This is a genomic window from Pseudomonas sp. LBUM1651 (assembly GCF_059716135.1).
The window spans coordinates 1,202,681-1,229,414 of sequence record NZ_CP166805.1 but is presented as its reverse complement, the minus strand read 5'-3'; the positions used below and the strand labels follow the sequence as shown (position 1 = coordinate 1,229,414).

Genomic DNA, 26,734 nt, shown 5'->3' with positions numbered 1-26,734 from the left:
CAATGGCGCGGCTTTTTTTCAGAAGCAAGGAAGCTTCTGATCGACTTTGACTTAAATTCGGCTCGCCTTACAGGAATCGCCCTACATCCGGTTGATAGCTACGGCAATAGGCTGACTGCTCGTCATTTCCGACGAAAAATTTGATAAGGAAATCAAAAAATGAGCAGCGATACCTTAAAGAGCATCAGTGGCAAAGTGCACTACCTTCCAAGGATTGGGCTTTCGCCGAACTCCACACTTTATGTCAGCCTGCAAGATATCTCACTGATAGACGGCCCCGGGAAAGAACTGGCCCGGCAAGTGACCCGAAATGCTGAAACCGAGGGATTGAACTTCACCCTGGCGTACAGGGCAGCGGACTTCATTCCCGGTCACACCTACGCAATTCGTGCATCCATCACTGACAATGACAGACTGGCCTTTACCACTACGCAACTTCACGAGGTGTTGCTGGATGTCGATTACTTGCAGCCGCAGGAAGTTCTGGTCAGCCTCGTGAGTGAGCCGCTGTCAGCGCAATCGGCCTATCGGCGTTAAGTCTTCCTGGCAACAAGTTGCCGGGCGAATTCGCCGGCAAAATCCGCTAAATTGTCGTTGGCGCCAGTCTTCTTCAGGCGCCAACGACAAGGATTGAATTCATGAAAAAACTCTTGCTTCTGGGACTCGCCGCTCTGCTCAGTGCCTGCCAAACCCTGCAACCCGCCGCCAAAACCAGCCTCGATGGCGAAGTCTTCTACCTCCAACGCATCGCCCTGCCGCCGACCGCCACCCTGAGCGTCAGCTTGCAGGACGTGTCTCTGGCCGATGCCCCCGCCGTGGTGCTCGACGAACAGAAAGGCCCCGTCAAAGGTCAGGTGCCGCTGCCATTCCATCTGAGTTACGATCCGGCTCAGGTCAAACCCGGCCATCGATATTCCGTCAGCGCGCGCATCGAAGTGGATGGCAAACTGGTGTTCATCACCACCGAACACCACGCCGTGCAACTGGATGGCAGCGATCCGCAGCCACTGAAAATCCGCGTCGACGCTGTCCGCTAAATTTCTTTTTGCTCAATTTTTTCCGAACAAGGAAGCCCCCATGTTTCGCCCTACCCTTCGCTTCGCCGGCCTCTGCGCAGGCTTGATGATTTCCGCCAGCGCCATGGCGCTGGCGCTCAGTGACCTGTCGCAAAAAGACGCCACCGGCGGCCTCAAGGATGCCCTGACCCAAGGCGCGCAACTGGCCGTGAAACAACTCGGTACACCGGGCGGGTTCAGCAACAACCCGGACGTGAAAATCGAACTGCCGGGCAAGCTGGGCAAGGTCGCAAGCAAGATGAAGCAGTTCGGCATGGGCGACCAGGTTGATCAACTGGAAACCAGCATGAACAAAGCGGCTGAAACCGCCGTGACCCAGGCCCAGCCAATTCTCGTGGATGCGGTGAAGAAAATGAGCGTGGAGGATGCCAAAGGGATTCTCAGCGGCGGCAACGATTCGGCCACTCAATACCTGAACAAAACCAGCCGCGAACAGATCCGCGCCAAGTTCCTGCCAATCGTCAAGCAAGCCACCGACCAGGTCGGCCTGGCCAAGCAGTACAACTCGTTCGCCGGCCAGGCCGCGACCATGGGCGTGATCGATACAAAAAATGCCAACATCGAAAGCTACGTGACCGAGCAGGCGCTGAACGGTCTGTTCGAGATGATCGGCAAACAGGAAGAAACCATTCGCCAGAATCCTGCGGCAGCAGCGACCAGTCTGGCGAAAAAGGTGTTTGGTTCGCTGTAACGATCACCCGTAGGAGCTGCCTTCGGCAGCTCCTACGGGACTCCACGCAAGAAGAACACCCACTCGCGCCCCATCTTCCTCTTCTCGAACACCTTCAACTCAACCAACCCGTTCAGGGTGGCCGACGCGGTGTTGTAAGAGCAGTCCAGATTTTCCTTCACATTGACCGCCGTAAATTCCTTGGCCATCCCGCTCTTGGCCACCTGGAACAAGGCCCGTTGCTTCTCGGTCAATCGGTCGAAAAAACCTGACGCCAGCAACCAGCGATCAAAGCTGTCGGCATACGCCAGACTTTTCCGATAAGCCTCGGTAAAACCACTGACAGCCCGAAGGATGACCGCACATTGAAAGTCGATGAAATATGTCAGATCGAGGTCATCAGTTTCAGTGTTCAAATAAGACCGCCCGTATTTCACCGGCGCGTTGCGTAGAAAAATGCTGATCGCAATGTAGCGAAAGGCCGAGAAGTCATTCTTGAACATGAACCAGTAAAACAACGCCCGCGCGAACCGGCCGTTGCCGTCGCGAAAAGGATGCTCATAACCCAGCGCAAAATGCAGCGCGATGCCTTTGATCAGAGGATGAAGGTACTCCCGTTGCTCAGGATCGTTGTGGGACTGGTTGATCCACGTCGACAACACTCGCAATCGTGACACCAGCCCTGCTGCGGGCGGCGGTGTGTGCACGGTGTTGCCCTCGCCATCCTGCACCACCACGTCATCGTTGTCCCTGAACTCCCCCGGCGAATACTGCGCATTATCGATACCCTCGACGCCCACCCGGTGCATGGCTGAAATCAGCTCGACGCTCAGGGCTTCATAACGCTTTTCCCAGGCGAAGTTCATCATCTTGTAATTGCCGATCACCATTCGCTCGTCCGGCGTACGTGGCAGGCGTTTGCGCTTGAGCATGTCCTTGGCCACCCGCGTAGTCGTCGCCGCGCCTTCGAGTTGACTGCTACTGATCGCTTCGTCTTCGATCAGATCGTTGAGCAGATAACTGAAGTGCGCATGCTCACCGATCTGACTGGTCATGAACTCCAGCGCGGCCATAGTCGCTTGTCGGTCGACGGCGGAGATAGCTTTCTGTGCCAGCGGTGTGAGCACAAAGTTGCCCCACTGAAGCGGTTCGCCCAGTGGCAACAGACTTGAGTACTGTGCTGTCCGAGCTTTCTTTACCAGAGCCCAGCACAGGTTCGAATCCAGTCCTGGAGCCCAGCGGTAGCGCAATTCGTCGAAAGGTCGATAGCGCCCTTGATCATCCAGCGGCTTGAGCAAGGCCAGGTAATCCGAGAGGCGCTCTTTGTGGGGAGACTTCCCCAACAGGTCGAACACCGGATCGGTCCGCCCCTTCAGCTTCGGTGGTTTTTTCATTATTGCTGTCTCAAAACCTCATGAAACCGAGGCTTGAGTACAGCATTCAGGTCCCTCTGACTCAATATCAGAGGTTTCTGAAATACTTGTAGGAGCGAGCTTGCTCGCGATAAACCGGAGAGCACCGCGGGGTGTCAGGATTGCATCGTCATCGTTGACGACCATCGCGAGCAAGCTCGCTCCTACAAGGGTCAGGTGGGTTCTTTCTTGATGCGGAACCACGCCGCATACAGCGCCGGCAAAAACAGCAACGTCAGCGCCGTCGCCACAATCAAGCCACCCATGATCGCCACCGCCATCGGCCCGAAGAACACGCTGCGTGACAGCGGGATCATCGCCAATACGGCGGCGAGCGCGGTCAGCACGATCGGCCGGAAACGACGCACCGTGGCCTCGATGATCGCCTGCCAGGGTTTGAGCCCGGCGGCGATGTCCTGCTCGATCTGGTCCACCAGAATCACCGAGTTGCGCATGATCATCCCGGACAGCGCAATGGTCCCGAGCATGGCCACAAAACCAAACGGTTGGCGGAACACCATCAGGAACAGGGTCACGCCGATCAATCCCAATGGCGCTGTCAGAAACACCATCACCGTGCGTGAGAAACTGCGCAGTTGCAGCATCAGCAACGTCAGCACCACCACGATGAACAGCGGCACACCGGCCTTCACCGAGTTCTGACCACGGGCCGAGTCCTCCACGGTCCCGCCGACTTCCAGCAAATAACCATCAGGCAGTTCAGCACGGATCGGATCGAGCGTCGGCATGATCTGCTGCACCAGCGTCGCCGGTTGTTCCTTGCCGTAGATGTCGGCGCGAATCGTCACGTTCGGCAAGCGGTTGCGGTGCCAGATGATGCCTTCTTCGAAACCATATTCCAGCGTCGCGATTTGCGACAACGCTACGCTGCGGCCGTTATCGGTCGGTACCGCCAGGCTCGGAAGCAACGACAGTTCGGTGCGCTCATGCAACGTGCCGCGCAGGAGGATTTCGATCAACTCGTTGTCCTCCCGGTACTGGCTGACGCTGGCCCCGGTGAGAGAGCTTTGCAGAAACTTCGACAGGTTCGCCGTGCTCACACCAAGCGCTCGGGCGCGGTCCTGATCGACGTTCAGGTACACCACTTTGCTCGGTTCTTCCCAGTCCAGGTGAACGTTGGCCACATGGGGATTTTCGCGAACCTTGGCCGCCACTTTGCGGGCCAGGGCGCGGACTTCCTCGATGTGCTCACCGGTGACCCGGAACTGCACCGGATAGCCAACCGGCGGACCGTTTTCCAGGCGCGTCACCCGTGAACGCAGGGCCGGGAATTGTTCATTGAGGGTTTCGATCAGCCACGCACGCAAGGGTTCGCGGTCCTCGATGGTCTTGGCCAGGACGACAAACTGAGCGAAGCTTGCGGCAGGCAGCTGCTGATCCAGCGGCAGGTAAAAGCGCGGCGAACCGGTGCCGACGTAAGCCACGTAACTGTCGATGCCGGCGTGATCCTTCAACAAACTTTCAAGCCTTTTGACCTCGTCGGCGGTGTTGCTCAGTGAAGCGCCTTCGGCCAGTTTCAGATCGACCATCAATTCCAGTCGCCCGGAGGCCGGGAAGAATTGCTGCGGCACAAAACGGAACAACACGATGGAGGCAATGAACAACACCACCGTCAGCGCGATCACCGTCTTGCGCCAGCGCACGCACCACTCCACCAGACGTCGCACACGTTCATAAAAAGGCGTGGCGTACGGGTCAGGCTGGCCAGTGCCGTGCTTGGCGGCATGAATTTTCGCCAGATCCGGCAGGAGTTTTTCCCCCAGGAACGGCACGAAAACCACGGCCGCAACCCACGATGCCAGCAACGCGATAGTAACCACCTGGAAAATCGAACGGGTGTATTCGCCAGTCCCCGATTGCGCAGTGGCAATCGGCAGGAAACCGGCAGCGGTGATCAGCGTACCGGTGAGCATCGGGAACGCGGTGCTGGTCCAGGCGTAACTCGCGGCTTTGATCCGGTCGAAGCCCTGCTCCATCTTGATCGCCATCATTTCCACGGCGATGATCGCGTCGTCCACCAGCAAACCCAACGCCAGCACCAGCGCGCCGAGGGAAATCTTGTGCAGGCCGATGCCGAAGTAATACATGCTGGCGAAGGTCATCGCCAGCACCAGCGGAATGGCCAGCGCGACCACCATGCCGGTGCGCACGCCGAGGGAGAAGAAGCTCACCAGCAACACAATCGCCAGCGCTTCCACCAACACCTGAACGAATTCACCCACGCTGGTTTTCACTGCGGCCGGCTGATCGGAGACCTTGCGCAGCTGCATGCCCGCCGGGAGGTTTTTCTGGATTCGGGCGAAGTCGATTTCCAGCGCCTTGCCGAGTTCCAGAATGTTGCCACCGTCCTTCATGGCCACGGCCAGCCCGATGGCGTCTTGCGCCATGAAGCGCATGCGTGGCGCCGGAGGATCGTTGAAACCGCGACGAACGTTCGCGACATCAGAGATACGGAACGTACGATCACCAACCCGGATCGGGAAGTTCTTGATCTCTTCAACCGTCTGAAAATTCCCCGAAACCCGTAGCTGCAATCGCTCGCTGGTGGTTTCAAAGAAGCCCGCCGTGGACTTCGCGTTCTGCTCTTCAAGCGCCTGTTGCACGGCCGTCAACGGCAAGCCGAGGGTGGCGAGTTTGACGTTGGAGAGTTCGATCCAGATCTTCTCGTCCTGCAACCCGAGCAGGTCGACTTTGCCCACATCCTTGACCCGTTGCAGCTGGATCTGGATGCGGTCGGCGTAGTCCTTGAGCACTGCGTAATCAAAACCGTCGCCGGTCAGCGCATAGATATTGCCGAACGTTGTGCCGAATTCATCGTTGAAAAAAGGCCCCTGAATGCCCGGTGGCAAGGTTTGACGAATATCGCTGACCTTCTTGCGAACCTGATACCAGAGATCCGGAATCTCCACCGAGTGCATGGAGTCACGCGCAACGAACGTCACCTGGGACTCGCCCGGTCGTGAGAACGAGACGATGCGCTCGTACTCACCGGTTTCCATCAGCTTCTTTTCGATACGTTCGCTGACCTGGCGCGACACTTCCTCGGCGGTGGCCCCCGGCCAGTTGGTGCGGATGACCATGGCCTTGAAGGTGAACGGCGGGTCTTCGCTCTGGCCGAGCTTGGTGTAGGAAAGTGCGCCGACAATCGCCAGCAACAGCATCAGGAACAGTACGATCTGGCGATTACGCAGCGCCCATTCGGAAAGATTGAAACCCATCGGGGATTACTCCTTGTCCGCCAGATTGACCACGCGGTTGGAGCGATCCACCGGGCGCACCTGCTGCCCGTCATGAAGCACATGGACACCGGCCGCCACCACCCAGTCGCTGGCGTTCAGGCCTTCGAGCACCGGTACGGTTTTCTCGCCGAATGCACCGACCCGGACCGGGGCTTTTTTCAGGGTGTTGTTGGCGTTGAGCACCCAAACGTAGGTGGCGCCGTTTTCGGCGGTAACTGCCGAAAGCGGTACCGACAGCGCCACGACGTCGGCAGTCTGGATAAATACCCGGGCGCTCTGGCCGAGTTCGGCCGGGACTTTGCCGGCAGTGAACGCAATGCGGGCGGCGAAGGTGCGGGACTTTGGATCGGCGGCGGGCGACAGCTCGCGGATGCGTCCGGCGAATCGTTGATCGGGTTGGGTCCAGAGTTCCACCGACACCGGCTGACCGACCTTGAAACGACCGAAGCTCTGCTCCGGCAGGCTGATCAGCACTTCGCGCTCGCCATCGGTCGCGAGGGTAAACACGGTTTGACCGGCGGCGACCACTTGCCCGACTTCCACCGCGCGCTTGGCCACGACGCCGTCCTGAGGCGCGCGCAATACGGCGTAGCTGGCCTGGTTGGTAGAGACGTTGAACTCGGCCTTGATCTGCTTCAGGCGCGCTTCACCGGATCTGTAGAGGTTTTCAGAATTGTCATACTGGGAACGGCTGACCATCTGACGGTCCATCAGGGTCTTGTAGCGATCACGCTCGGCGCGTACGAGATTGAGATTGGCTTCGGCAGCCGCGACCTGGGCGCGGGTAGCTTCCAATTGCAGGCGCACGTCCTGGGGATCGAGTTCCGCCAGGGGCTGGTCGGCCTTGACCCGCTGCCCTTCTTCGACCAGTCGTCGACTGACTTTGCCGCCAATGCGAAAGGCCAGGTCCGGCTCGTAACGGGCACGAACTTCACCGGGATAGCTTTCCATCGCCTGGGCCGAGGGCTCTGGCTGCACGACCATGGCCGGTCGAACAGTGACTTGCGGCGCCTCTTCGTGACCACACGCAGACAATAAAAACGTCAGACTGATTGGCAATGCGAGGGGCAAGGCATAGCGGAACATGGCGAAGGACCTTTCGCTAATGGTGCTTGGAATAATTATACTGACCAGTATGTTATTAATAGCAAACTCACCAGTCCAGTATTAAAAACGAATATGGCGAACAATCTTTCAGCACCCAATGGTCCGGGCCGCCCCAAGGATCTGGCCAAGCGCCAGGCCATCCTCGATGCGGCGAAAATCCTGTTTCTGAGCAATGGCTATGCGAGCACCAGCATGGACGCCGTCGCGGCCGAGGCTGGCGTGTCGAAGCTGACCGTCTACAGCCACTTCAACGACAAGGAGACGCTGTTCTCCGCCGCCGTCGTCGCCAAGTGCGAAGAACAATTGCCTACGCTGTTTTTCGAATTGCCTGACGGCATTTCAGTGGAAACGGTGCTGTTGAATATCGCGCGCGGTTTTCATCAGCTGATCAATAGCGATGAATCGGTGAACCTGCATCGGTTGATGATGACGCTGGGCAGCCAGGACCCGAAGCTCTCGCAGATCTTCTTCGAGGCCGGACCGGAGCGCATGCTGCACGGCATGGAGCGGTTGTTGAGCAAGGTTGATCAGAGCGGTGCGTTGAGCATCGACAAGCCCCGTAACGCGGCGGAGCATTTCTTTTGCCTGCTCAAGGGCGCGGGGAATTTTCGGTTGTTGTATGGCTGTGGTGAGCCGTTGACCGGGGATGCGGCCGAGGAACATGTGCGGGAAGTGGTGGGGTTGTTTATGCGGGCTTATCGCCCTTAGGCAGCCTGATGGGCTTGCGCGTTGTGGAGGGCGCCTTCGCGGGCAAGTCGAATCGTCGCACCGCTCGCTCCTACGGGGGCGGCGGTGCTTCTGTAGGAGCGAGGCTTGCCCGCGGAATGGGTCGACGCGGTCTTAAGGCTTCAGCGCCTTCTTCGGATAAATGTCATACCGACTGGATTTCCCGTCCAGCGCATGACTCGGCTTCGGTCCCGCAATGCACGGTGCCTTGCGCGGGCGCTTCACCACCACCCGATGGCTGGCCAATGCCAACGCCGCCTCCAGCAACGCGGGCGCATCAGGGTCATCCCCCACCAACGGCCGGAACAGGCGCATTTCCTTCTTCACCAACGCAGTTTTCTCACGGTGGGGAAACATCGGATCGAGGTAGATCACCTGCGGCGGCTCGCCCTCCCAGTTGCGCATGACCTCGATCGAGTTGCCCTTGAGCAAACGCATGCGCGCCACAATCGACGCCACGTCGAAATCTTCCGCGCCGCGTGCCAGCCCGTCCTCAAGCAATGCACCGATCAACGGCTGGCGTTCGATCAGGCTCATCTCGCAGCCCAGGCTCGCCAGCACGAACGCATCCTTGCCCAGCCCCGCCGTGGCGTCCAGCACCCGCGGACGCACGCCCTGCGCGATGCCAACAGCCTTGGCGATCATCTGACCGGTGCCACCGCCGAACAACCGGCGATGGGCTGCGCCCCCCTCGACGAAGTCCACCCGCACCGGCCCCGGCGCGTCCGGCCCCAGCTGTTGCAACTGCAAACCCTGCTCGCCCACCTGCAAGGCAAACTCGCCATCAGTCACCTGCAAAGGCAGGCCCAGGCGTTCGGCCCATTGCTCGGCCTGTGGCTGAAAAGCCGCGCCCAGGGCCTCAACATGGATGCGGCAAGCCGCCGGTTGCTCAATCATGGGAAAACACGCTCAAAAAATTAATGATCGGCAAAAACGGCCGATAACAAAACTAACGAGCATTTTGCCAGAGCTGAGCGTCGACCGAGAGAAATGTCAGACATTCAACGCACATCGATAGGTTACATCTCGCCCCACGGCGATTTTGGCCTGCGAAACTCCCAGGCACTGAGCGGCGTCAGTCACCTGTGGCAGGATTTTTTTGCCCAGGCCCTGGCCGATCAGTCGGGCGATGTCGTGCCGGCTTCTCTCGATTTTCCAGCGGTCGATCTCGAGAGCCCGGTCGAACCTACGATTGGCAGCGAGCTGCTGGCGCACATCGTTTCCCAGCGTGAATGCGATGTGAAGGAAACCCAGGTCAAGCCACCCGAGCCGCTGTTCCTACCGATTGCCGAGCTCGAAATGGACCTGGCCGACAAACCGTTCCCACCGTTCCCGGCAGAAGAAATCGCCGCTCAGCAGAAACAGCAGGACTTCGAAAGCGGCTGGGTTCGCCCGATCGTGCTGACCGCGGGTCAACCCGTGCCAGAAGCCGGCCCGGCGCCGCAACCGCGTCCACTGCACCTGCCGATCGCCGAATTCGAAATGGACCTGCTGGACAAGCCATTCCCGCCGTTCCCGACCGAAGAGCTCGCGGAACAACAGAAGAACTTCGATTTCGACATCGGCTGGGCACGCCCGATCGTTCTGCAGAACCTGCGCATCGCCGCCTAAACATCAGCGACACACCCACCACGGCCCGACATCCACGTGAAAATGATTGCGATGGGCGGCGTTGTAGTCCGGGCTCAACACCACACTGAACACGTCGCAGGCGCCGTCGCGGACCAGACGTAAAAACCGTGCTTCCTGATTATCCTTCGGCCAATCCTTGAGCACGCTGATCGATCGGCCGTCAGCCAGGCGAAAACCGGCGATATCCAGCGCGTTCGCCGTGGCATGCTGGCTGAGTCTGCCATTCTCACGGCCGTAGACGTTGCGGCAGGCAAAGCTTCCCAGATGGTCGACGCGGGTAACCGCTTGCCCGTAGACCGCCTGCGCAGCGGGTTGCAACGCATGGTGTTCAAACAGGGCAAACGACACCGCCAGGCGGCAACTGGCGAGGAAGCTGCTGCTCAATGTGACGTCGCCGCCCTGCACGCGCAAGGTGTCGGACAACGGGCACTTTGCGTCAGGGCTGTCAGCCTGATGAGCCACGCGCAATCCGGAACTGCTCAGGGCTTGCTCGCACAATTGCGGATCATCGCGCAGCCGCATCAGTTTGTAGCGGGTCAACAGGTTCGGTTCGGCCTTCACGTCCAGCGGCGCCCAAGGATTCCACTGCGGCGGCAGCGAGATCCAGCCACGCCAGACGCTCACGCCCGCCACACCGACCATCACCACCAACACAAGCAGCACCCGCAAAAACCGCATTGTCAGCCTTTGAACAATTGATTGGCCTGCGCGTACGGCATGGACCGCGACGTAAAGCTGAACGTGCCCGAAGTCTTGATCTCTTCGGCCGCGCGGTAGAACTCGCCAAGCGCTGCCAACGCCAGTGCCGAACCGACACTGATCCGTTTGACGCCCATTTCACTCAACTGCTCGACCGTCAGTTTGAGCCCGCCAGACATCAACACGTTCACCGGTTTGGGCGCCACGGCGCGGACCACCGCCAACACGTCTTCAGCGCTGCGCAGACCCGGCGCATACAGCACGTCGGCGCCTGCTTCGGCGAAGGCCTGCAAGCGGCGAATGGTGTCGTCCAGATCGGGATTGCCATGCAGAAAGTTCTCGGCCCGGGCCGTCAGCGTGAAGGGAAACGGCAAACTGCGAGCGGCGGCGACAGCGGCTTCGATCCGTGCCACCGCATGCTCGAAGCAGTAGATCGGCGCCTCTTCCCGGCCCGTGGCATCTTCGATCGAGCCACCCACGGCGCCCGCTGCGGCGGCTCGTAAAATACTTTGCGCACACTCGGCCGGATCGTCGGCAAACCCGTTTTCCAGATCGACCGCCACCGGCAGATCGGTAGCCGCGACAATCGCCCGGACGTTCGCCAGCGTGTCGTCCAGCGTCAGTCCGCCATCGGGACGACCCTGGGAAAAGGCATTACCGGCACTGGTGGTCGCCAGCGCCTCGAAGCCCAGGCTGGCGAGCATTTTCGCCGAGCCGGCGTCCCACGGGTTGGGAATGACAAAAGCCCCGTCGCGTTCATGCAGTGCTTTGAACGCCTGGGCTCGAAGGGTTTGCGCATCCATTGGCAGGCTCCTGAAAAAGGCAGGGAATCCGCCTCAGAGCAGGCCAAGTTGCTCGGCGGCGGGATCTCTGTATAGCTCAGGCAGCGGCGGCAGGCCAGGCAAACGCAGCATCAGTTTTGCGTGAAAACGTTGCGCAAGCTTCGCGGCCAGCAGGTTGTCGGCGGTGTGCAGGAACATATAGGGCGTGCGGCCTTCTTCGATCCACAGGGCGATTTTCTCGACCCAGGGCAACAGGAACGGATCGTTGGCTTCCAGTTGCGGATGGCCGATGAAGCGCACTTGCGGGAACTGAGTGAACGCCGCCGGACGGGGCGGAACCCTGGGTTTCTTCGATTGGGCGTGAAGTACGGAAGGATCGGTCGACGTACAGCTGAACAGCGCACGCGGATCGAGGCAGATACGTTCGACGCCACGATCCAGCAGCAGACGATTGAGCGAGCGCTCGGCATCACCCTTGGCGAAGAAATCGTCGTGTCGCACTTCGATGGCCAGAGGCCGGTCCACCGCATCGATGAAACCCGCCAACTCGTGCAATCGTTGGGGTGTGAAGCTTTTCGATAGCTGCAACCACAGTGGCGAGACTCGCTCACCCAAGGGGCTGAGCAGTTGCAGAAAGGTTTCGGTGGCGGTCAGCTGTTCACGCAGGTCACCGCCGTGGCTGATGTCGCCGGGGAATTTGGCGGTAAAGCGAAAGTGTTCGGGCATGGTCTCTGCCCAGCGCTGCACGGTGCTGGCAGCCGGGCTCGCGTAGAAGGTCGTGTTGCCTTCCACGGCGTTGAATACTTGAGAATAAAGTTTTAGAAAATCGGAGGATTTTGCGTCCTGCGGATAGAGGTAATCGCGCCAGGCATTTTCACTCCAGGACGGGCAGCCGAGGTAGTAAGGCTGCCGCATCAGATGTACAGGTCGAGACCCATTACATCCGAATCCCAATCGACAAAACCGGCAGTGCTGAGGTAGCTGGCCAGGGCCCTCGCGACGCTTTTGCTCATGGCACGATGGTAAATCATGTCTTGTTGACGCGCGGGGAGATTGCTCAGGCGCTGCGCGGAGGCTTTGGCAGCGCGGGTGGCCAGTTGCTCTTCGGAAGGGAATTCCAGCTCACCCTCGATATCGACGGATTCGTCCTCAACCACATGCCCTTTGCGAGGCTTGCGCTTGATGGGATAGGACTGAGAGGAAAGGCCGTCTATACGCATAAAGTCATGCTCGGTATCGATAATGGCAGTCTAGTGGCACATAACCCACTTCGCAAACCGCCGAGTGATAACTAGAACACAGAAAAGCGAAAAGGTTTAAAAGCGGGGGGATAAAACGACGATTGGTTACATCCGTTGGATCGCCTTCGCGGGCAAGCCTCGCTCCTACAGGGGTTCGCGCAAATCCTGTAGGAGCGAGGCTTGCCCGCGAAGGAGACAACTCGGTATCGCTGATTAACGCGCCTTTGGCGTCGCGACTTTATCGCGCAGGTAAACCGGCTGCGCCTCATCCGCCACAATCGCTTCACCGCGTTCCCAGGCGAATCGCGCCAGGGTCAGCAGGTCTTCGGCGTGAGGCAACATGCCCGCGTCCTGCCCCGTCAGGCTGACGGCAATGCGCTCGGCATACCCCCAACCGGTGCCCGCGCCAAACCACTCACCGCAGGCATCGGCGGGCAACGCCGCCACTTCCGGCGGCAATACGGCTTCGTTGCCGACCAGCCGCATCTCCCCCGCCGTTTCGCGGTAGCAACCCCAGTACACTTCATCCATCCGCGCATCGATGGCCGCAGCGACCTGGCTCACGCCATGCTCGCGATACGCCCGCTGCGCCAGCACTGCCAGGTTCGACACCGGCAACACCGGGCGATCCAGCGCAAACGCCAGGCCTTGCACCACGCCAATGGCAATCCGCACGCCGGTGAACGCGCCCGGCCCACGGCCAAAGGCAATCGCATCGACCGCTTGCAGGGTGGTCCCGGCATCGGCGAGCAATTGCTGGATCATCGGCAACAGCTTCTGCGCATGCAGGCGCGGGATCACCTCGTAATGGCTCGTGACTTTGCCGTCATGCAGCAAGGCAACGGAGCAAGCTTCAGTCGCGGTGTCCAGGGCCAGCAAGGTGCTCATCGATGTTTCCGTAAGAGAGGTCAGAAAAAAGTGCGCCAGTATAAACAACTACGGCCCGCAAGCGGGCCGTAGAAGATCAAGCGGTGATTAGTTCAGCGCTTCAAGCACCTTGCCGGTGATCGCTTCAACCGAGCCAACACCTTCGATGTGGCTGTACTTCGGTTTGCCCTGAGCAGCAGACAACTCCTGGTAGAACTTCACCAGTGGCTCGGTTTGAGCGTGGTAGACCGAGAGACGATGACGCACGGTTTCTTCGGTATCGTCCTTCCGTTGCACAAGCTCTTCACCGGTGATGTCGTCTTTACCGGCAACTTTCGGCGGGTTGTAGACGATGTGGTACACGCGACCGCTGGTCTCGTGAACGCGACGACCGGCGATACGCTGAACGATGTCTTCGTCCTTGACGTCGATTTCCACAACGTGGTCCAGCTCGACGCCGGCCTTCACCAGGGCTTCAGCCTGAGGAATGGTGCGCGGGAAACCGTCGAACAGGAAACCGTTGGCGCAATCCGCCTGGCTGATGCGTTCCTTGACCAGATTGATGATCAGGTCATCGGAAACCAGGCCACCGCTGTCCATCACGCTCTTGGCGATCAGGCCCAGCTCGGTGCCGGCCTTGACCGCGGCACGCAGCATGTCGCCGGTGGAGATTTGCGGGATGCCGAACTTTTCGGTGATGAACTTAGCCTGAGTACCTTTACCGGCCCCGGGAGCTCCCAGCAGAATGACGCGCATCGATGTGCTCCTCAATTTTTATATAGATAACAACGGATTCGCCTCGTGGGGCCAATCTCAAAAACAGGGTCGTGACCGCCCAAACGGCCAAAGGCTGATCAAGATACACAGCAGGCCCGGACCACACAAGCCGCCGAAAGTCGGAGAAACCCGCGCCTTGCGTGACCCTGCGACGGGGTACCCCAAGTCGCAACCCCATCATTAACTGTCGCCTGGCAGCACTTTCCAGCCCTGCGCAAACCGGCACTCAACGCCCGCATCGAGTGCCCGAACCCACGACAAAAACCTTAGCCGGTATTTCGCAAACCGGCGGCAATCCCCGCCACAGACACCAGCAACGCCTGTTCTACCGGGCTGCCCTGTGCCACTTCCTGCTGCCGCGAACGCGCCAGCAACTCGGCCTGCAATAGATGAAGCGGGTCGAGGTAGGTGTTGCGCAAGCGGATGAATTCGAGGGTGTCTGGGCTATGTGCCAGTAGCTGCGACTGACCGGTCAGCCCCAGGACCACCGAGCACGCCTGCGACAATAGGTCGCGTAAATGCGCACCCAAAGGCAGCAGATCCGGCTCGACCAACCGCTCATCGTAGGATCGGGCGATGTCGGCGTCGGCCTTGGCGAGGACCATTTCCAGCATGTCGATGCGCGTGCGGAAGAACGGCCATTGTTCACGCATTTGCCCCAGCAACTCCCCTTCGCCACGCTCCAGCGCCTTGCTCAGCGCCGCTTCCCAGCCGAGCCAGGCCGGCAGCATCAGACGTGTCTGGGTCCAGCCGAAGATCCACGGAATTGCCCGCAGGCTTTCGATCCCGCCGGCGCGACGCTTGGCCGGACGGCTGCCCAGCGGCAGGCGTCCCAACTCCTGCTCCGGGGTGGACTGGCGGAAATACTCCACGAATTGCGGATTTTCCCGCACCACGGCGCGGTAAGCGCTGACACCGTCTGCCGCCAATTCATCCATCAAGTGGCGCCAGGCAGGCTCCGGTGGCGGCGGTGGCAGCAAAGTCGCCTCCAGCACGGCCGCGAGGTACAGATTGAGGTTTTGCTCGGCGATGTCCGGCAGGCCGAATTTGAAACGAATCATTTCCCCCTGCTCGGTGGTGCGGAAACGCCCCGCCACCGACCCCGGTGGCTGCGACAGAATCGCCGCGTGCGCCGGGCCGCCGCCACGGCCCACGGTGCCACCGCGACCGTGGAACAACAGCAACTCGACTTGCTGCTCGCGGCAAATATCGACCAGTCGTTCCTGCGCCCGGTACTGCGCCCAGGCCGCCGCCGTGGTGCCGGCGTCCTTGGCCGAGTCGGAGTAACCGATCATCACTTCCTGCGGCCCTTGCAGACGCGCGCGGTAACCCGGCAGCAGCAACAGTTTTTCGATCACCGGGCCGGCGTTATCCAGGTCGGCGAGGGTTTCGAACAGCGGCACCACGCGCATCGGCCGCAACACGCCAGACTCTTTGAGCAGCAGTTGCACGGCGAGCACATCGGACGCGGCGCCGGCCATGGAAATAACATACGAGCCGAGCGAAGCGCCCGGTGCGGCGGCGATTTCCCGGCACGTCGCCAGCACTTCAGCGGTGTCGGCGGAGGGCTTGAAGTACGCCGGCAGCAACGGCCGACGGTTGTTCAGCTCGCGCATCAGGAAGGCGATGCGCTCCTCTTCGCTCCAGTCTTCGTAGCGACCGAGGCCAAGGTAATCGGTGATTTCAGTCATCGCCGCCGAGTGCCGCGACGAGTCCTGGCGCACATCGAGACGCACCAGGAACAGGCCGAACGTTACTGCCCGACGCAGGCAATCAAGCAGCGGTCCATCGGCGATCACGCCCATGCCGCACTCATGCAGCGACTGGTAGCAGAGCTCCAGGGGATCGAGCAGGTCTCTATTGTTTTGCAACACATCGGCGGGCGCCGGCGTCGCGGTCGTCAAGGCGGCATGCGCCCAGTTACGGGTGGCGCGCAGGCGTTCACGCAACTGTTTAAGGACGGCGCGATACGGTTCGGCGCTGTCGCCGGCCTTGGCTTTCAGCGCGTCGCTGGCCTGTTGCATCGACAGCTCAGCGGCCAGGTGATCGACATCGCGCACGTACAAATCAGCGGCCATCCAACGCGCCAGCAGCAATACCTCACGGGTCACGGCAGCCGTCACGTTGGGGTTGCCGTCGCGATCGCCGCCCATCCACGACGCAAAGCGAATCGGCGCGGCCTCCAGTGGCAAATGCAGGCCGGTGGCGTCATGCAGGGCTTTATCGGCCTTGCGCAAATAGTTCGGGATTGCTTGCCACAGCGAATGCTCGATTACCGCGAAACCCCATTTGGCCTCGTCCACGGGCGTCGGGCGGGTGCGGCGGATTTCTTCGGTATGCCAGGCTTCGGCGATCAGGCGCTGGAGCTTTGCGTGGATCTGCTCGCGCTCGGCGGTGGTCAGGTCGCGATGGTCCTGAGCGGCGAGTTGCGCGGCGATGGCGTCGTATTTCTGAATCAGCGTACGGCGCGCCACTTCGGTCGGGTGCGCGGTCAGTACCAGCTCGATTTCCAGTCGTCCCAATTGCCGCGCCAGGGACTCGGTACCGTGGCCTTCGGCAAGCAGGCGCGCGAGCAATTCGGGCAGTACACGCGCCTCAAACGGTGCGGGCTGCGATTCTTCGCGGCGGTGAATCAGCTGATATTGCTCGGCGATATTGGCGAGGTTGAGAAACTGGTTGAACGCCCGCGCCACCGGCAGCAACTCGTCTTCGCTCAACTGGTTGAGGCTGGCGCTCAGTTCGGCGTCCATCGAACCGCGACGGTCAGCCTTGGCGCCCTTGCGGATCTGCTCGATCTTGTCGAGAAAACCGACCCCGTACTGCTCACGAATGGTGTTGCCCAACAGCTCACCCAACAGGTGAACGTCTTCGCGCAAGCGTGCATCAATATCGGTCATCAGCCGTTCTCCAGCGAAAAATCCGGTGTGCTTCGTTCGTTTAAGAGTGCCGCCCTAAAGCGCTTCTTACAAGCAGACGACGAAGGGACTTTAAACCTCAGGCCCGCGAGCTAGTCTGAAGAGTAAGCCGTACAACGGCTTTCGCCGGCCATCGCCGGAGACTTACCCTGCCTGCCACGAGCAGGCACGCAATGAGGTTTTTATGAAAATCCGCGAGCTTGCCCATCATTGGGAAGAAAACGCCAAGGGTCGCCTGACCGACACCGGCTACGCGATTCATCTGGATATGGAGGCCGCCGCACGACTGGCGGCTATCATCGAGATGTACCCCAAACGGCATCCCGAAGAACTGCTCGGCGAACTGATCGGCGCTGCGCTGGAAGAGCTGGAAAAGAGCTTTCCGTACGTGAAGGGCTCAACCATCGTGGCCACCGATGAAGAAGGCGATCCACTGTACGAAGACGTCGGTCCGACTCCGCGTTTTCTCGCGTTGTCCCGTCGTCATTTGCATGATTTGTCATCCGGTGACGACAAGCAGAAACACTGATTCCCCGGCCAATGAATCCCCTGTAGGAGCGAGCTCGCTCGCGATGGTCGTCAACGAAAACGCGCGAATCCTGAAGAGACGCGGCGTGTCGGAATCCATCGCGAGCAAGCTCGCTCCTACAGGTTCGTATACCACCTCGCCACTCCAAAGTTCCCGATTTAGAGCCTTGTCCATTCGGTCAAAGTTTTTTCCGGCGATAGGCCATCTTCTCTGAACTTTTAAAAAATGCCTCGGGTCGTAACCAGTAACCACGCCTGGGACGGCCGTTTCAAAACGCTTCGAAATTTGATGGTTGCGGCTCCTTGCCCAGGATGGATTTTTAGTTTTTCAGGAGTTTTTCCAATGGAGTTGAAGACCATGAAAATCAGCACTGCCAAGTCCTCGTCCAACCACCTGCGTAGCCTGAAACTGGCCGCCTTGGCGATCGGCAGCAGCTTCGTTCTGGCCGGTTGCGCCGGTAACCCGCCGACCGAGCAATACGCCGTGACCCAATCCGCCGTGAACAGCGCCGTCAGCGCAGGCGGCACCGAGTTCGCCGCGGTTGAGATGAAGTCCGCCCAGGACAAGCTCAAACAAGCCGAAATCGCCATGCACGACAAAAAGTATGACGAAGCCAGAATGCTCGCCGAACAGGCCGAGTGGGACGCTCGTGTCGCCGAACGCAAAGCCCAGGCGATCAAAGCCGAACAAGCTGTGAAGGACTCTCAGAAAGGGGTTCAGGAACTGCGTCAGGAAAGCCAGCGCACCGTGCAATAAGCGCCGCTTCGACGTACTTCTTTCTCGACTTAAAAGGACGAAACCAAAATGCGCACACAATTGATGATCCCTGCCCTGTTGGCCGCAAGCGTTGCACTGGCCGCCTGCTCGACGCCGCCTAACGCGAACCTGGAACAGGCCCGCACCAACTACAGCGGCCTGCAAGCCAACCCGCAGGCGAGCAAAGTCGCGGCGCTGGAAACCAAGGACGCCAGCGATTACCTGGACAAGGCCGACAAGGCTTACCTGGACAAGCAAGACGAGCATACGGTCGACCAAATGGCTTACCTGACCAATCAGCGGGTTGAAGTGGCGAAGCAGACCATCGCCCTGCGCACCGCTGAAGCCAATCTGAAAAACGCCGCCGGGCAACGTGCCCAGGCGCGTCTCGATGCTCGCGATCAGCAGATCAAGCAGTTGCAGGACAGCCTGAACGCCAAGCAGACCGATCGTGGGACGCTGGTGACTTTTGGTGATGTGCTGTTTGCTACTGACCGTGCCGACCTGAAATCCAGCGGTCTGGTGAACATCAACAAACTGGCGCAGTTCCTTCAGGAAAATCCGGACCGCAAGGCGATTGTCGAAGGCTATACCGACAGCACCGGTACGGCGTCGCACAACCAGTCGCTGTCCGAGCGTCGCGCCGGTTCCGTACGCACGGCGCTGGTGAAGATGGGCGTTGATCCGGCACGCATCGTTGCTCAGGGTTACGGCAAGGAATACCCGGTCGCGGAGAACTCCAGCGTCTCGGGCCGGGCGATGAACCGCCGGGTGGAAGTGACCATTTCAAACGACAACCAGCCGGTGATCCCGCGTTCGGCGATTAGCTCGAACTAGGCCACAACTGCTGAAACACAAAAGCCCCGCCTGATCTGATCAGGCGGGGCTTTTTCATGACTGTCATTTATGACAGTAGTCGCGCTTTCCAATTGCGCTTAGTTTGGCTTCGGTAGTCATTGAGTAATTAAGGAGCCAGTGATGCGTAAGACAGTGATGTTTTGTGTAGCGTCCATCCTTGCAGGCTGCATGCAGCCCGATGGGCGATTCAATGACGTTATGTATGACGAGAGGGATGCCATTCCCACCGATGTTCCCTTGCCCAAACCGGGCGTCAATCAGCGTCCCGTCGTCGGGGTGAAAAAAGTTTTGGTGAGCGTGGTGCACTGGCAGGGTGAGAACGTTCTGAACACACCCTTGATCGAGAAACACACGCTGTCCACAGATCCCGATTCATTACGGTCTTACATCCTGGCTGCCTCCAACGGAAAGCTCACACTGGAAGGACAGGTGATCTCCTATACCTCCGAGCATCCTCGTCCGGAACTCTGTAACGCACCCTCGTCCCAACGAATATCGCTGGCGACCTATGTAGTGGCAGAGGCTGCACAGGCCCACGGGTTAGACCCGGCAAACTTCGACTTTCTGATCAATGTCATTAACTGTGGTGGAGGCGCATCAGCTTTCAGACCAGGACGAATCATGGGGATTTATGGCCAAGCGGGTAGCCCTCACGTCTACAAACATGAGTTAGGACACAACCTGGGATACGCCCATGGCAATACCTACACCAAATGCCCCAAAGAAGAAGACATTGTGACCGCTCCAACCGAGTGCACTGTGATTGGGTACGGTGATTCGGGAGATTCGGTTTCCGGGGGAGGAACACTCTACCCTGCGAACAACCGCTGGTATTCCGGCTGGCTGGATAACAAGCAAGTGGCCGTCATCGAACGTAGCGGTCTCTATCGCCTGGGTGTACTGGGCCAGGAGGGGCCGCAGCTTTACCTCATTAATCGTCCGGGATTGGCACCTGCTCAGTTGGCTCTTGAATACCGCAAGTCCACCCCGTTCGATAACTTCCCACCCACCGATAATCGAGTGAATGGCGTCTGGGTCAGGTACACCAACATGGCAGGCTTTGTTCAAAACACTCAACTTGACGCCACACCGGAGACGGCTTCGACCGCTGACCCGACACTGACCCTGGGTAAAGTATTGAAAGATGAGGCTGCGAAGATTTCCGTCGCGGTGTGTGCCGCTCCCGCTACAGCGGCGGTAATTGCCGTTGCGGTGAATGGAGAACCTCTGCCTGGTTGCCGTATGAGCCTTTCGCCGCCCACCATCCAGACACCTGTAGCAGGAGCGCCAGCCACTCCAAACCCTATCGTTTTTTCAGGCACAAGCCTTCCCGGGGCGTGGATCGCTGTTTCCTATCGAAAACTCGGCGATAACTGGACCCTGTCCAGAGTGACCGCTGATGCGACAGGGCACTGGGAGGCACCCCTGCCCTCGCTACCGGCTGGCAAATACAACGGCAAAGTGAATCAAGCAGTAGGCTTGAACGTATCGGGGGATGAACTTCGCGATTTTGACATCGCGCCTTGATGCTGTTTAGTCGCCGTACAAACGGGCTCCTCTCCGGATTCAGTCACCGCTAACTGAAAAAGGAGGGAAGCCCGTTGTGTGATCAGCTACGGTTGCAGCTTCTGCGGGGTTTCCTGCCCCATGCAGCGCACCGCTTTTTTCCGGTCGTTGATCAGCACCCCGCTCAGGCCTTTCTGTTCGGTATCAAACAGCACCAGCACACCATCGATGCACTGTGCCACTTGCGCCGCCGGCTCCAGGGAGACTTTGTAGTCTTCACCCGGCACGGTCTTGAGCATGGTGAATTCGTTGAGCAGCAGCGCATCCTCGGGCTTGGCGAAGTGCAGGTAGCCGTACCACCACAGGGCCCCCACTGTGCCGAGGATGCTGCAGATACCGGTGATGATCAGCGGGATGGCGTTACGTTCTTCACTCATTGCGGGCTCTCTGGTGGTTCATCTTCTGAATTCGGGGGTGCCGGGTAATTGGGGATTTCACCCAGTCGGCGCAGGCCGTTGAAATGCTGCGGGTCATCGAGATAACGCAACATCACCTTGCGCCAGACCGGGTCGGCGAACGTCTGCACGTGGCCGCCTCGAGTCAGTTGCAGCACCCGCGGCGGCGGCGCAGCTTGATACAGACGGATGCCGTTGGAAAGGGGCACGATCGGATCGTCGATGCTGTGATAGATCAGTTTCGGCACGCCATTGAGCTGCTCCATGGAGTGGATCGCGCTGTCACCGTCCGGCACCAGCCACGAGAGCGGCACTTGAAATGCCCAGGTCAACCAGGAATGGCTGAGGGCGAACTGGCCGATGCTGCGATAACTGGCGGGCACGCCGTCGAGGACAAAGGCCTTGAGTTGCTTCTGGCGTTCGGGGTGTTGGACCAGGTAATGCACGGCCATAGAGCCACCGAGGCTTTGGCCGAGCAGGATCAGCGGTTTGCCTTTGACCTCCGGCGCCTGGTCGAGCCACTTGAATGCGGCGTCGATGTCCTGATAGATCGCCGGCAAACTCGGCTCGCCTTCGGACAAACCGTAGCCGCGATAATCGATCAGCAGGACCTGATAACCCTCTTCCGGCAACCACCAGCTGCCGCCCAGATGCATGGGCAGATTGCCGCCGTTGCCGTGCAGGTGCAGCACCGTGCCTTTGACCTCGACGCCTTTTTTCGCCGGCAGCCACCAGCCGTGCAACTTGAGGCCGTCGGCGGTGGTGAGGGTGACGTCGCGGTACTCGAGTTTGGCTTTTTCCGGGGTGAACAACTGGCCGGATTCGGGGTAGAACAGCAAGGAGCTGCAACCGCCAAGGGTCAGGAGAAGGCAGAGGATGCCGAGGATTCTCATCCGTTGAAACCTCGCGAAATAGGTTTGGAACACTGTACCTGTAGGAGCCGAGCTTGCTCGCGATAGCGGTGGTTCAGGCGATACAAATGTTGAATGTAATGCCGTCATCGCGAGCAAGCTCGGCTCCTACAGGGGGCTCATGGCTCACAAAATGTTGGAGTAATCCGCTTCGATCCGGTCCAGGCTCAGGTGATTCAGGAAGTTGGAGAAGCACATCCACGCCGACAGAGCGTTCATGTCGCGGAACTGTTCAGGCAGATACTTCGGTGGCACCACCAACCCTTCATCGACCAATTGGCGCAAGGTGCGCATGTCTTCCAGCGTGGTCTTGCCGCAAAACAGCAGCGGTATCTGCTCAAGCTTGCCCTTACGCACGGCCAACTGAATGTAGTTGTAAACCATGATAAAGCCCTTGAGGTAGGACAAGTCTTTGGTAAATGGCAGACCGTTCGGCACCGAACCACGGAAAACCCGACTGGCGTTGCCGTAGCTTTCCGCCATTTCAAAGCCCTGTTCGCGGAAGAACTCGAAGATCTGCAGGAAGTCCGCGCCCTCCTCCACCATGTGAATGGCGCGGGTGCGGTTGGTCAGTTTGCGCAGGCGGCTCGGGTAGGAAGCGAAGGTGATGATTTCCATCAGGATCGCCAGGCCTTCCTGGGTCACCGTCGACGAGGGTGGCCCCTTGGACAGGAAGGTGCAGATCGGCTGGTTCAGACCGTTGAGCGTAGTGCCGACATGCACCAGCCCTTCATGGACTTCCAGCGCACGCACGTCACGCTCGTTGAACATCGCGTCGGTGCGGATCTTGATGTAGTCGGCGCCGGCCGCCGCATCGGCGACGATCCCGTCGGACTCGAATACCCGAATGGTTTCCTCGGCCTCGCCAAACACTTTGCTCAGCCGGGTTTGCAACAAATGCACGGCGTCCTTGGCGGTGAGGGTTTTCGGCTCATCCTTGAGGTCACCACGGCCATCGATGTTGTTCAGGTAATCGGAGAGCATCAGGCCCAGGTCGGACAGGGTCGGGTCACCCGCGTGAAACGCATCGGACGCCGCGCCGTACAACTCTTGGGAAATCAGCCCGAAATCCTCGGTGCCGCGTGCTTCGAGCATGCGCACCACCATCCGGTATTCCTTGCACATGCGCCGCATGATCTGGCCGACCGGGTTGAACTGGCCGAGCTGGCGGGTGATGTCACGCTCGATGTTCTGGAACTCCAGCTTCACTTTGCTGGAATCGAACGACAGCGGCCGGTTCAGGTAGTAATCGCGGTCCACCGCCGGCATTTCCTTGCCCTTGGCCTTGAGGAAACTCTTACGAATGTTCTCGTCCCACTTCACCGCATCCAGGACGCGTATCGGCGTCTGCGCCAGCACGATGCGATCGGACAAAATGCGTATCGACTGCTGGTAATCGTCCACCCGAAACTCCTGTAGAAAAACCGTTATGTGCTGGGTTTACTTGGCTTTGGTCAGGCGCTGATAGCGCACGGCCTCGACGAAGACATCGGAATTGGCCGGATCATCGAGGTAAGCGAAGACCTGATCCATGTTGGTGTTTATCAGCACGCCGTCGCCATCGTCAGTCTGAAAGCCCTCGCCGCTGAGAGCTTTCTGCCCCAGGGCCTGATTGATCTGCTCGAGGTCGAGGTTGTAGACCACCAGTTCATGCTTGTCGGTGAGTTCAAAACCGGCAATGGTGAAATGCCCGCCGAACTGCGCCGGCACTTTCGCCGACAGGTACCAGCGGCTGCCATGGCGCGAGACGATGAAGGGATAGGCTTCGCGTTCCTTGGGTTTGGCCTTGAAATAGCTGACCGCCTGATAGCGATTGTCGCCGATGCGCGTCAGCTCCAGGTTCATCGGTTCGCCCCAGGCGTTGGTGCTGGTCCATTTGCCGAGTAATCCCTTGGGCGCGGGGTCGCTCGTGGGCAGTGGCTCCTTGAAGGTCACCAGGCAGCCACTGAGCAGCAGGAACGACAAGGCGATCACAACGACGCGCCAGGCTTTCATTCAACACTCCCTATGAACACAGTCCCCGAATGGTCATCGTCCCTGTAGGAGCGAGCGGTGCGACGATTCGACTTGCCCGCGAAGGCGTTGTGTCAGTCAACATACCTGTTGAATGTTAAACCGCCTTCGCGGGCAAGCCTCGCTCCTACAGGGTTGCGGTCAAGCGAGGGATTACACCGACGCCAATACCAAATGCATGTACCGCGTCAGGATACCGAGCATTTCGGCTTCGGCGGCGGGCTCGGCGTCGTTGAGCAGGCCCTGATATTCCATCCGTCCGATAATCGCCGTCAACACTTTGGCATCTTGTTGTGGTTCACGGGAACCCAAAACCTGGAAAAGCTGACACGTGCCCTGCAGGAGAATTTGCTGGTGCGAGCGCACCAGCTCCGCCAGGCGAGGGTTGAGCAACGCCTCCTGACGGAACGCTTGCTCGGCCATCAAATGCTCGCGGCGGTTGATCAGTTGCCGATGGACATAGTCCGCCATCAACCGCGCAATATCGTCCGCCAGTTGCGAGCGCGACTCGGGACTGCCGTCGCCGCTGACGACCATCTCGCGCAGCAGGCCTTCATTGTTCACCCACAACTTGGCCATGAACGCCGCGCTGCGCTCCACGTATTGGGCGAAGGTATCGGTGAGCAGGTCATCGATGTCCTTGAAATAGTAGGTGGTGGCCGACAACGGCACACCGGCTTCAGCGGCGACCGCACGGTGACGCACGGCCCGCACGCCATCGCGCACGACAATGCGCATGGCGGCATCGAGAATGTCCTGTCGACGCTGCTCACTGCCCTGGCGGCTGGCCTTGCGGCCCTGGTACTGAACACTTTCAGCGACCGCAGTGGCGATACTCGAGGAAAGAAGCGGCAAGTTTTAAGCTCCAAGCTACAAGTCAAAAGCGGACGGAGTTGGCTTGCAGCTTGTGGCTTGCAGCTTGCAACTGCCGCCTCCCCAAAATCAAAAAAAAGCCGCCTGTCTGAGAGGCGGCTTTCACTTACGCTTGCGGCCGCATGTGCGGGAACAGGATCACGTCGCGGATCGACGGGGAGTTGGTCAGCAGCATCACCAGGCGGTCGATGCCGATCCCTTCACCGGCCGTTGGCGGCATGCCGTACTCCAACGCGCGAACGAAGTCGGCGTCGTAGTGCATGGCTTCGTCGTCGCCGGCGTCCTTGTCGGCCACCTGCGCCATGAAGCGCTCGGCCTGGTCTTCCGCGTCGTTCAACTCGGAGTAGGCGTTGGCGATTTCACGGCCACCGATGAACAGTTCGAAACGATCGGTGACGTTCGGGTTGTCGTCGTTACGACGGGCCAACGGCGACACTTCGAACGGGTACTGAGTGATGAAATGCGGCTGCTCCAGCTTGTGCTCGACCAGCTCTTCGAAAATCATCACCTGCAGTTTGCCCAGTCCTTCGAAGCCCAGCACCTTGGCACCGGCCTTCTTGGCGATGGCGCGCGCCTTGTCGATGTCATTCAGATCATCGGCAGTCAGCTCGGGGTTGTACTTGAGGATCGAGTCGAACACCGACAGACGCACGAACGGTTCGCCGAAGTGGAACACCTTGTCGCCGTACGGCACGTCGGTGCTGCCCAGAACCAGCTCTGCCAGTTCGCGGAACAGTTCTTCGGTCAGGTCCATGTTGTCTTCGTAGTCGGCGTACGCCTGGTAGAACTCCAACATGGTGAATTCAGGGTTGTGACGGGTCGAAACGCCTTCGTTACGGAAGTTGCGGTTGATCTCAAACACCTTTTCAAACCCACCAACAACAAGCCGCTTGAGGTACAGCTCAGGCGCAATGCGCAAGAACATTTCCATGTCCAGCGCGTTGTGGTGCGTTTCGAACGGCTTGGCCGCCGCGCCACCCGGGATGGTTTGCAGCATCGGCGTTTCGACTTCGAGGAAGTCGCGCTTCATCAAAAAGCTGCGGATGTGCGCAATCACTTGCGAACGCACGCGGAAGGTCTGGCGCACGTCTTCGTTGACGATCAGGTCAACGTAACGCTGGCGGTAGCGCTGCTCGGTGTCGGACAGGCCATGGTGCTTGTCCGGCAACGGGCGCAGGGATTTGGTCAGCAGGCGCACGCTGGTCATTTCAACGTACAGGTCGCCCTTGCCGGAACGGGCCAGGGTGCCTTCGGCGGCAATGATGTCGCCCAGGTCCCAGGTTTTCACCGCGGCCAGGGTTTCTTCGGACAGGGTTTTACGGTTGACGTAAACCTGGATGCGACCGGACATGTCCTGGATCACCATGAACGAGCCACGGTTGAGCATGATGCGACCGGCAACCTTGACCGGGATTGCAGCCTCTGCGAGCTCTTCCTTGGTCTTGTCCGCGTACTGTTTCTGCAAGTCTTCGCAGTAGTTGTCGCGGCGGAAGTCGTTCGGGAAGGCATTGCCCTTGGCGCGCTCGGCAGCAAGCTTTTCCTTGCGCAGGGCGATCAGGGAGTTTTCTTCCTGTTGCAGGGCTTGCGGGTCGAGTTCTAGGTCGCTCATGTCTTTAAAAATTCCATCACAGGTTCATTGTCCCCAGCCTTCGGCTGGGGATCGCCAGCA

Annotated in this window: 26 protein-coding genes; 9 read left to right on the top strand and 17 right to left on the bottom strand. The window is 59.5% G+C overall.

Features of this window, described 5'->3' with window-relative positions:
* Positions 1-159: 159 nt before the first annotated feature.
* The 3 genes from ACA066_RS05635 (at position 160) to ACA066_RS05625 (ending at position 1,767) form a co-directional block, all read left to right on the top strand.
* The gene (locus ACA066_RS05635; protein ID WP_497698462.1) at positions 160-537 is read left to right on the top strand and encodes a YbaY family lipoprotein; all 378 of its coding nucleotides are present in this window, start codon (positions 160-162) and stop codon (positions 535-537) included.
* Positions 538-638: 101 nt separating this feature from the next.
* Positions 639-1,037, top strand: coding sequence for a YbaY family lipoprotein (locus ACA066_RS05630; protein WP_497698461.1), 399 nt, complete (start codon positions 639-641; stop codon positions 1,035-1,037).
* 40 nt (positions 1,038-1,077) lie between these two features.
* Positions 1,078-1,767 (top strand): DUF4197 domain-containing protein, encoded by a 690-nt coding sequence (locus ACA066_RS05625; RefSeq protein ID WP_497698460.1) that lies wholly within the window; start codon positions 1,078-1,080, stop codon positions 1,765-1,767.
* Between the two features lie 32 nt (positions 1,768-1,799).
* Here the strand turns inward: ACA066_RS05625 and ACA066_RS05620 are convergent, their stop codons facing one another.
* From ACA066_RS05620 to ACA066_RS05610, 3 genes are all read right to left on the bottom strand, one after another.
* A complete protein-coding gene (locus tag ACA066_RS05620; RefSeq protein ID WP_497698459.1) occupies positions 1,800-3,140 on the bottom strand; it encodes a Fic family protein in 1,341 nt (446 codons plus the stop codon).
* Between the two features lie 191 nt (positions 3,141-3,331).
* Complete coding sequence (locus tag ACA066_RS05615) at positions 3,332-6,397, bottom strand: efflux RND transporter permease subunit (RefSeq protein WP_497698458.1); 3,066 nt, start codon at positions 6,395-6,397, stop codon at positions 3,332-3,334.
* A 6-nt stretch (positions 6,398-6,403) separates the two neighbouring features.
* Positions 6,404-7,504, bottom strand: coding sequence for an efflux RND transporter periplasmic adaptor subunit (locus ACA066_RS05610; protein ID WP_497698457.1), 1,101 nt, complete (start codon positions 7,502-7,504; stop codon positions 6,404-6,406).
* Positions 7,505-7,597: 93 nt separating this feature from the next.
* Between ACA066_RS05610 and ACA066_RS05605 the strand changes: the two genes are divergently transcribed.
* On the top strand, positions 7,598-8,233 hold the full coding sequence (locus ACA066_RS05605; protein ID WP_497698456.1) for a TetR/AcrR family transcriptional regulator: 636 nt from the start codon (positions 7,598-7,600) through the stop codon (positions 8,231-8,233).
* 132 nt (positions 8,234-8,365) lie between these two features.
* Here the strand turns inward: ACA066_RS05605 and ACA066_RS05600 are convergent, their stop codons facing one another.
* The gene (locus ACA066_RS05600; protein ID WP_497698455.1) at positions 8,366-9,148 is read right to left on the bottom strand and encodes a class I SAM-dependent methyltransferase; all 783 of its coding nucleotides are present in this window, start codon (positions 9,146-9,148) and stop codon (positions 8,366-8,368) included.
* A 93-nt stretch (positions 9,149-9,241) separates the two neighbouring features.
* On the opposite strand from ACA066_RS05600, the gene ACA066_RS05595 reads away from it, so the two are divergent.
* Positions 9,242-9,862: an energy transducer TonB gene (locus ACA066_RS05595; protein WP_497698454.1), complete on the top strand. Its 621-nt coding sequence runs from the start codon at positions 9,242-9,244 to the stop codon at positions 9,860-9,862.
* Between the two features lie 3 nt (positions 9,863-9,865).
* Here the strand turns inward: ACA066_RS05595 and ACA066_RS05590 are convergent, their stop codons facing one another.
* The 7 genes from ACA066_RS05590 to ppc all read right to left on the bottom strand — a co-directional run bounded on the left by ACA066_RS05590 (position 9,866) and on the right by ppc (position 17,146).
* Entirely contained in the window at positions 9,866-10,561 is a 696-nt protein-coding gene (locus tag ACA066_RS05590; RefSeq protein WP_497698453.1) for an extensin-like domain-containing protein, read from the bottom strand.
* A gap of 2 nt (positions 10,562-10,563) precedes the next feature.
* A complete protein-coding gene (locus tag ACA066_RS05585) occupies positions 10,564-11,385 on the bottom strand; it encodes an isocitrate lyase/PEP mutase family protein (RefSeq protein WP_497698452.1) in 822 nt (273 codons plus the stop codon).
* A 33-nt stretch (positions 11,386-11,418) separates the two neighbouring features.
* Positions 11,419-12,279: a DUF72 domain-containing protein gene (locus ACA066_RS05580; RefSeq protein WP_497698451.1), complete on the bottom strand. Its 861-nt coding sequence runs from the start codon at positions 12,277-12,279 to the stop codon at positions 11,419-11,421.
* Complete coding sequence (locus ACA066_RS05575) at positions 12,279-12,584, bottom strand: hypothetical protein (protein WP_497698450.1); 306 nt, start codon at positions 12,582-12,584, stop codon at positions 12,279-12,281. The genes ACA066_RS05580 and ACA066_RS05575 overlap by 1 nt, the downstream gene beginning before the upstream one ends.
* A gap of 234 nt (positions 12,585-12,818) precedes the next feature.
* Positions 12,819-13,493 (bottom strand): tRNA (adenosine(37)-N6)-threonylcarbamoyltransferase complex dimerization subunit type 1 TsaB, encoded by a 675-nt coding sequence (gene tsaB / locus ACA066_RS05570; protein ID WP_497698449.1) that lies wholly within the window; start codon positions 13,491-13,493, stop codon positions 12,819-12,821.
* An 87-nt stretch (positions 13,494-13,580) separates the two neighbouring features.
* Positions 13,581-14,228: an adenylate kinase gene (gene adk / locus ACA066_RS05565; RefSeq protein WP_497698448.1), complete on the bottom strand. Its 648-nt coding sequence runs from the start codon at positions 14,226-14,228 to the stop codon at positions 13,581-13,583.
* A gap of 287 nt (positions 14,229-14,515) precedes the next feature.
* Positions 14,516-17,146, bottom strand: a complete 2,631-nt coding sequence (ppc, locus tag ACA066_RS05560) for a phosphoenolpyruvate carboxylase (protein ID WP_497698447.1) — start codon at positions 17,144-17,146, stop codon at positions 14,516-14,518.
* Between the two features lie 202 nt (positions 17,147-17,348).
* Here ppc and ACA066_RS05555 point away from each other — a divergent pair, with 202 nt between their 5' ends.
* From ACA066_RS05555 to ACA066_RS05540, 4 genes are all read left to right on the top strand, one after another.
* Complete coding sequence (locus ACA066_RS05555) at positions 17,349-17,693, top strand: pilin assembly protein (RefSeq protein WP_497698446.1); 345 nt, start codon at positions 17,349-17,351, stop codon at positions 17,691-17,693.
* Between the two features lie 342 nt (positions 17,694-18,035).
* On the top strand, positions 18,036-18,449 hold the full coding sequence (locus tag ACA066_RS05550) for a DUF4398 domain-containing protein (protein WP_497698445.1): 414 nt from the start codon (positions 18,036-18,038) through the stop codon (positions 18,447-18,449).
* Positions 18,450-18,497: 48 nt separating this feature from the next.
* Complete coding sequence (lptF, locus tag ACA066_RS05545) at positions 18,498-19,286, top strand: lipotoxin F family OmpA-related lipoprotein LptF (protein ID WP_497698444.1); 789 nt, start codon at positions 18,498-18,500, stop codon at positions 19,284-19,286.
* Positions 19,287-19,427: 141 nt separating this feature from the next.
* Positions 19,428-20,834 carry a metallopeptidase domain-containing protein gene (locus ACA066_RS05540; protein ID WP_497698443.1) on the top strand — a complete coding sequence of 469 codons (1,407 nt, stop codon included), beginning with the start codon at positions 19,428-19,430 and terminating at the stop codon, positions 20,832-20,834.
* An 86-nt stretch (positions 20,835-20,920) separates the two neighbouring features.
* Here the strand turns inward: ACA066_RS05540 and ACA066_RS05535 are convergent, their stop codons facing one another.
* The 6 genes from ACA066_RS05535 to lysS all read right to left on the bottom strand — a co-directional run bounded on the left by ACA066_RS05535 (position 20,921) and on the right by lysS (position 26,674).
* Entirely contained in the window at positions 20,921-21,250 is a 330-nt protein-coding gene (locus tag ACA066_RS05535; RefSeq protein WP_497698442.1) for a PA3694 family proteiin, read from the bottom strand.
* Entirely contained in the window at positions 21,247-22,161 is a 915-nt protein-coding gene (locus tag ACA066_RS05530) for an alpha/beta hydrolase (protein WP_497698441.1), read from the bottom strand. The genes ACA066_RS05535 and ACA066_RS05530 overlap by 4 nt, the downstream gene beginning before the upstream one ends.
* 144 nt (positions 22,162-22,305) lie before the next feature.
* Positions 22,306-23,583 carry a flavohemoglobin expression-modulating QEGLA motif protein gene (locus ACA066_RS05525; RefSeq protein ID WP_497698440.1) on the bottom strand — a complete coding sequence of 426 codons (1,278 nt, stop codon included), beginning with the start codon at positions 23,581-23,583 and terminating at the stop codon, positions 22,306-22,308.
* Positions 23,584-23,619: 36 nt separating this feature from the next.
* Positions 23,620-24,174 (bottom strand): hypothetical protein, encoded by a 555-nt coding sequence (locus ACA066_RS05520; RefSeq protein ID WP_497698439.1) that lies wholly within the window; start codon positions 24,172-24,174, stop codon positions 23,620-23,622.
* Between the two features lie 171 nt (positions 24,175-24,345).
* Positions 24,346-25,047 (bottom strand): TetR/AcrR family transcriptional regulator, encoded by a 702-nt coding sequence (locus ACA066_RS05515; RefSeq protein ID WP_497698438.1) that lies wholly within the window; start codon positions 25,045-25,047, stop codon positions 24,346-24,348.
* Between the two features lie 124 nt (positions 25,048-25,171).
* Positions 25,172-26,674, bottom strand: coding sequence for a lysine--tRNA ligase (lysS, locus tag ACA066_RS05510; RefSeq protein WP_497698437.1), 1,503 nt, complete (start codon positions 26,672-26,674; stop codon positions 25,172-25,174).
* Positions 26,675-26,734: the final 60 nt, after the last annotated feature.

Bases quoted from the DNA above. Each gene is read 5' to 3' on its own strand.
- ACA066_RS05635 (WP_497698462.1), top strand. From the start codon at position 160: ATGAGCAGCGATACCTTAAAGAGCATCAGTGGCAAAGTGCACTACCTT.
- ACA066_RS05630 (WP_497698461.1), top strand. From the start codon at position 639: ATGAAAAAACTCTTGCTTCTGGGACTCGCCGCTCTGCTCAGTGCCTGC.
- ACA066_RS05625 (WP_497698460.1), top strand. From the start codon at position 1,078: ATGTTTCGCCCTACCCTTCGCTTCGCCGGCCTCTGCGCAGGCTTGATG.
- ACA066_RS05620 (WP_497698459.1), bottom strand. From the start codon at position 3,140: ATGAAAAAACCACCGAAGCTGAAGGGGCGGACCGATCCGGTGTTCGAC.
- ACA066_RS05615 (WP_497698458.1), bottom strand. From the start codon at position 6,397: ATGGGTTTCAATCTTTCCGAATGGGCGCTGCGTAATCGCCAGATCGTA.
- ACA066_RS05610 (WP_497698457.1), bottom strand. From the start codon at position 7,504: ATGTTCCGCTATGCCTTGCCCCTCGCATTGCCAATCAGTCTGACGTTT.
- ACA066_RS05605 (WP_497698456.1), top strand. From the start codon at position 7,598: ATGGCGAACAATCTTTCAGCACCCAATGGTCCGGGCCGCCCCAAGGAT.
- ACA066_RS05600 (WP_497698455.1), bottom strand. From the start codon at position 9,148: ATGATTGAGCAACCGGCGGCTTGCCGCATCCATGTTGAGGCCCTGGGC.
- ACA066_RS05595 (WP_497698454.1), top strand. From the start codon at position 9,242: ATGTCAGACATTCAACGCACATCGATAGGTTACATCTCGCCCCACGGC.
- ACA066_RS05590 (WP_497698453.1), bottom strand. From the start codon at position 10,561: ATGCGGTTTTTGCGGGTGCTGCTTGTGTTGGTGGTGATGGTCGGTGTG.
- ACA066_RS05585 (WP_497698452.1), bottom strand. From the start codon at position 11,385: ATGGATGCGCAAACCCTTCGAGCCCAGGCGTTCAAAGCACTGCATGAA.
- ACA066_RS05580 (WP_497698451.1), bottom strand. From the start codon at position 12,279: ATGCGGCAGCCTTACTACCTCGGCTGCCCGTCCTGGAGTGAAAATGCC.
- ACA066_RS05575 (WP_497698450.1), bottom strand. From the start codon at position 12,584: ATGCGTATAGACGGCCTTTCCTCTCAGTCCTATCCCATCAAGCGCAAG.
- tsaB (WP_497698449.1), bottom strand. From the start codon at position 13,493: ATGAGCACCTTGCTGGCCCTGGACACCGCGACTGAAGCTTGCTCCGTT.
- adk (WP_497698448.1), bottom strand. From the start codon at position 14,228: ATGCGCGTCATTCTGCTGGGAGCTCCCGGGGCCGGTAAAGGTACTCAG.
- ppc (WP_497698447.1), bottom strand. From the start codon at position 17,146: ATGACCGATATTGATGCACGCTTGCGCGAAGACGTTCACCTGTTGGGT.
- ACA066_RS05555 (WP_497698446.1), top strand. From the start codon at position 17,349: ATGAAAATCCGCGAGCTTGCCCATCATTGGGAAGAAAACGCCAAGGGT.
- ACA066_RS05550 (WP_497698445.1), top strand. From the start codon at position 18,036: ATGGAGTTGAAGACCATGAAAATCAGCACTGCCAAGTCCTCGTCCAAC.
- lptF (WP_497698444.1), top strand. From the start codon at position 18,498: ATGCGCACACAATTGATGATCCCTGCCCTGTTGGCCGCAAGCGTTGCA.
- ACA066_RS05540 (WP_497698443.1), top strand. From the start codon at position 19,428: ATGCGTAAGACAGTGATGTTTTGTGTAGCGTCCATCCTTGCAGGCTGC.
- ACA066_RS05535 (WP_497698442.1), bottom strand. From the start codon at position 21,250: ATGAGTGAAGAACGTAACGCCATCCCGCTGATCATCACCGGTATCTGC.
- ACA066_RS05530 (WP_497698441.1), bottom strand. From the start codon at position 22,161: ATGAGAATCCTCGGCATCCTCTGCCTTCTCCTGACCCTTGGCGGTTGC.
- ACA066_RS05520 (WP_497698439.1), bottom strand. From the start codon at position 24,174: ATGAAAGCCTGGCGCGTCGTTGTGATCGCCTTGTCGTTCCTGCTGCTC.
- lysS (WP_497698437.1), bottom strand. From the start codon at position 26,674: ATGAGCGACCTAGAACTCGACCCGCAAGCCCTGCAACAGGAAGAAAAC.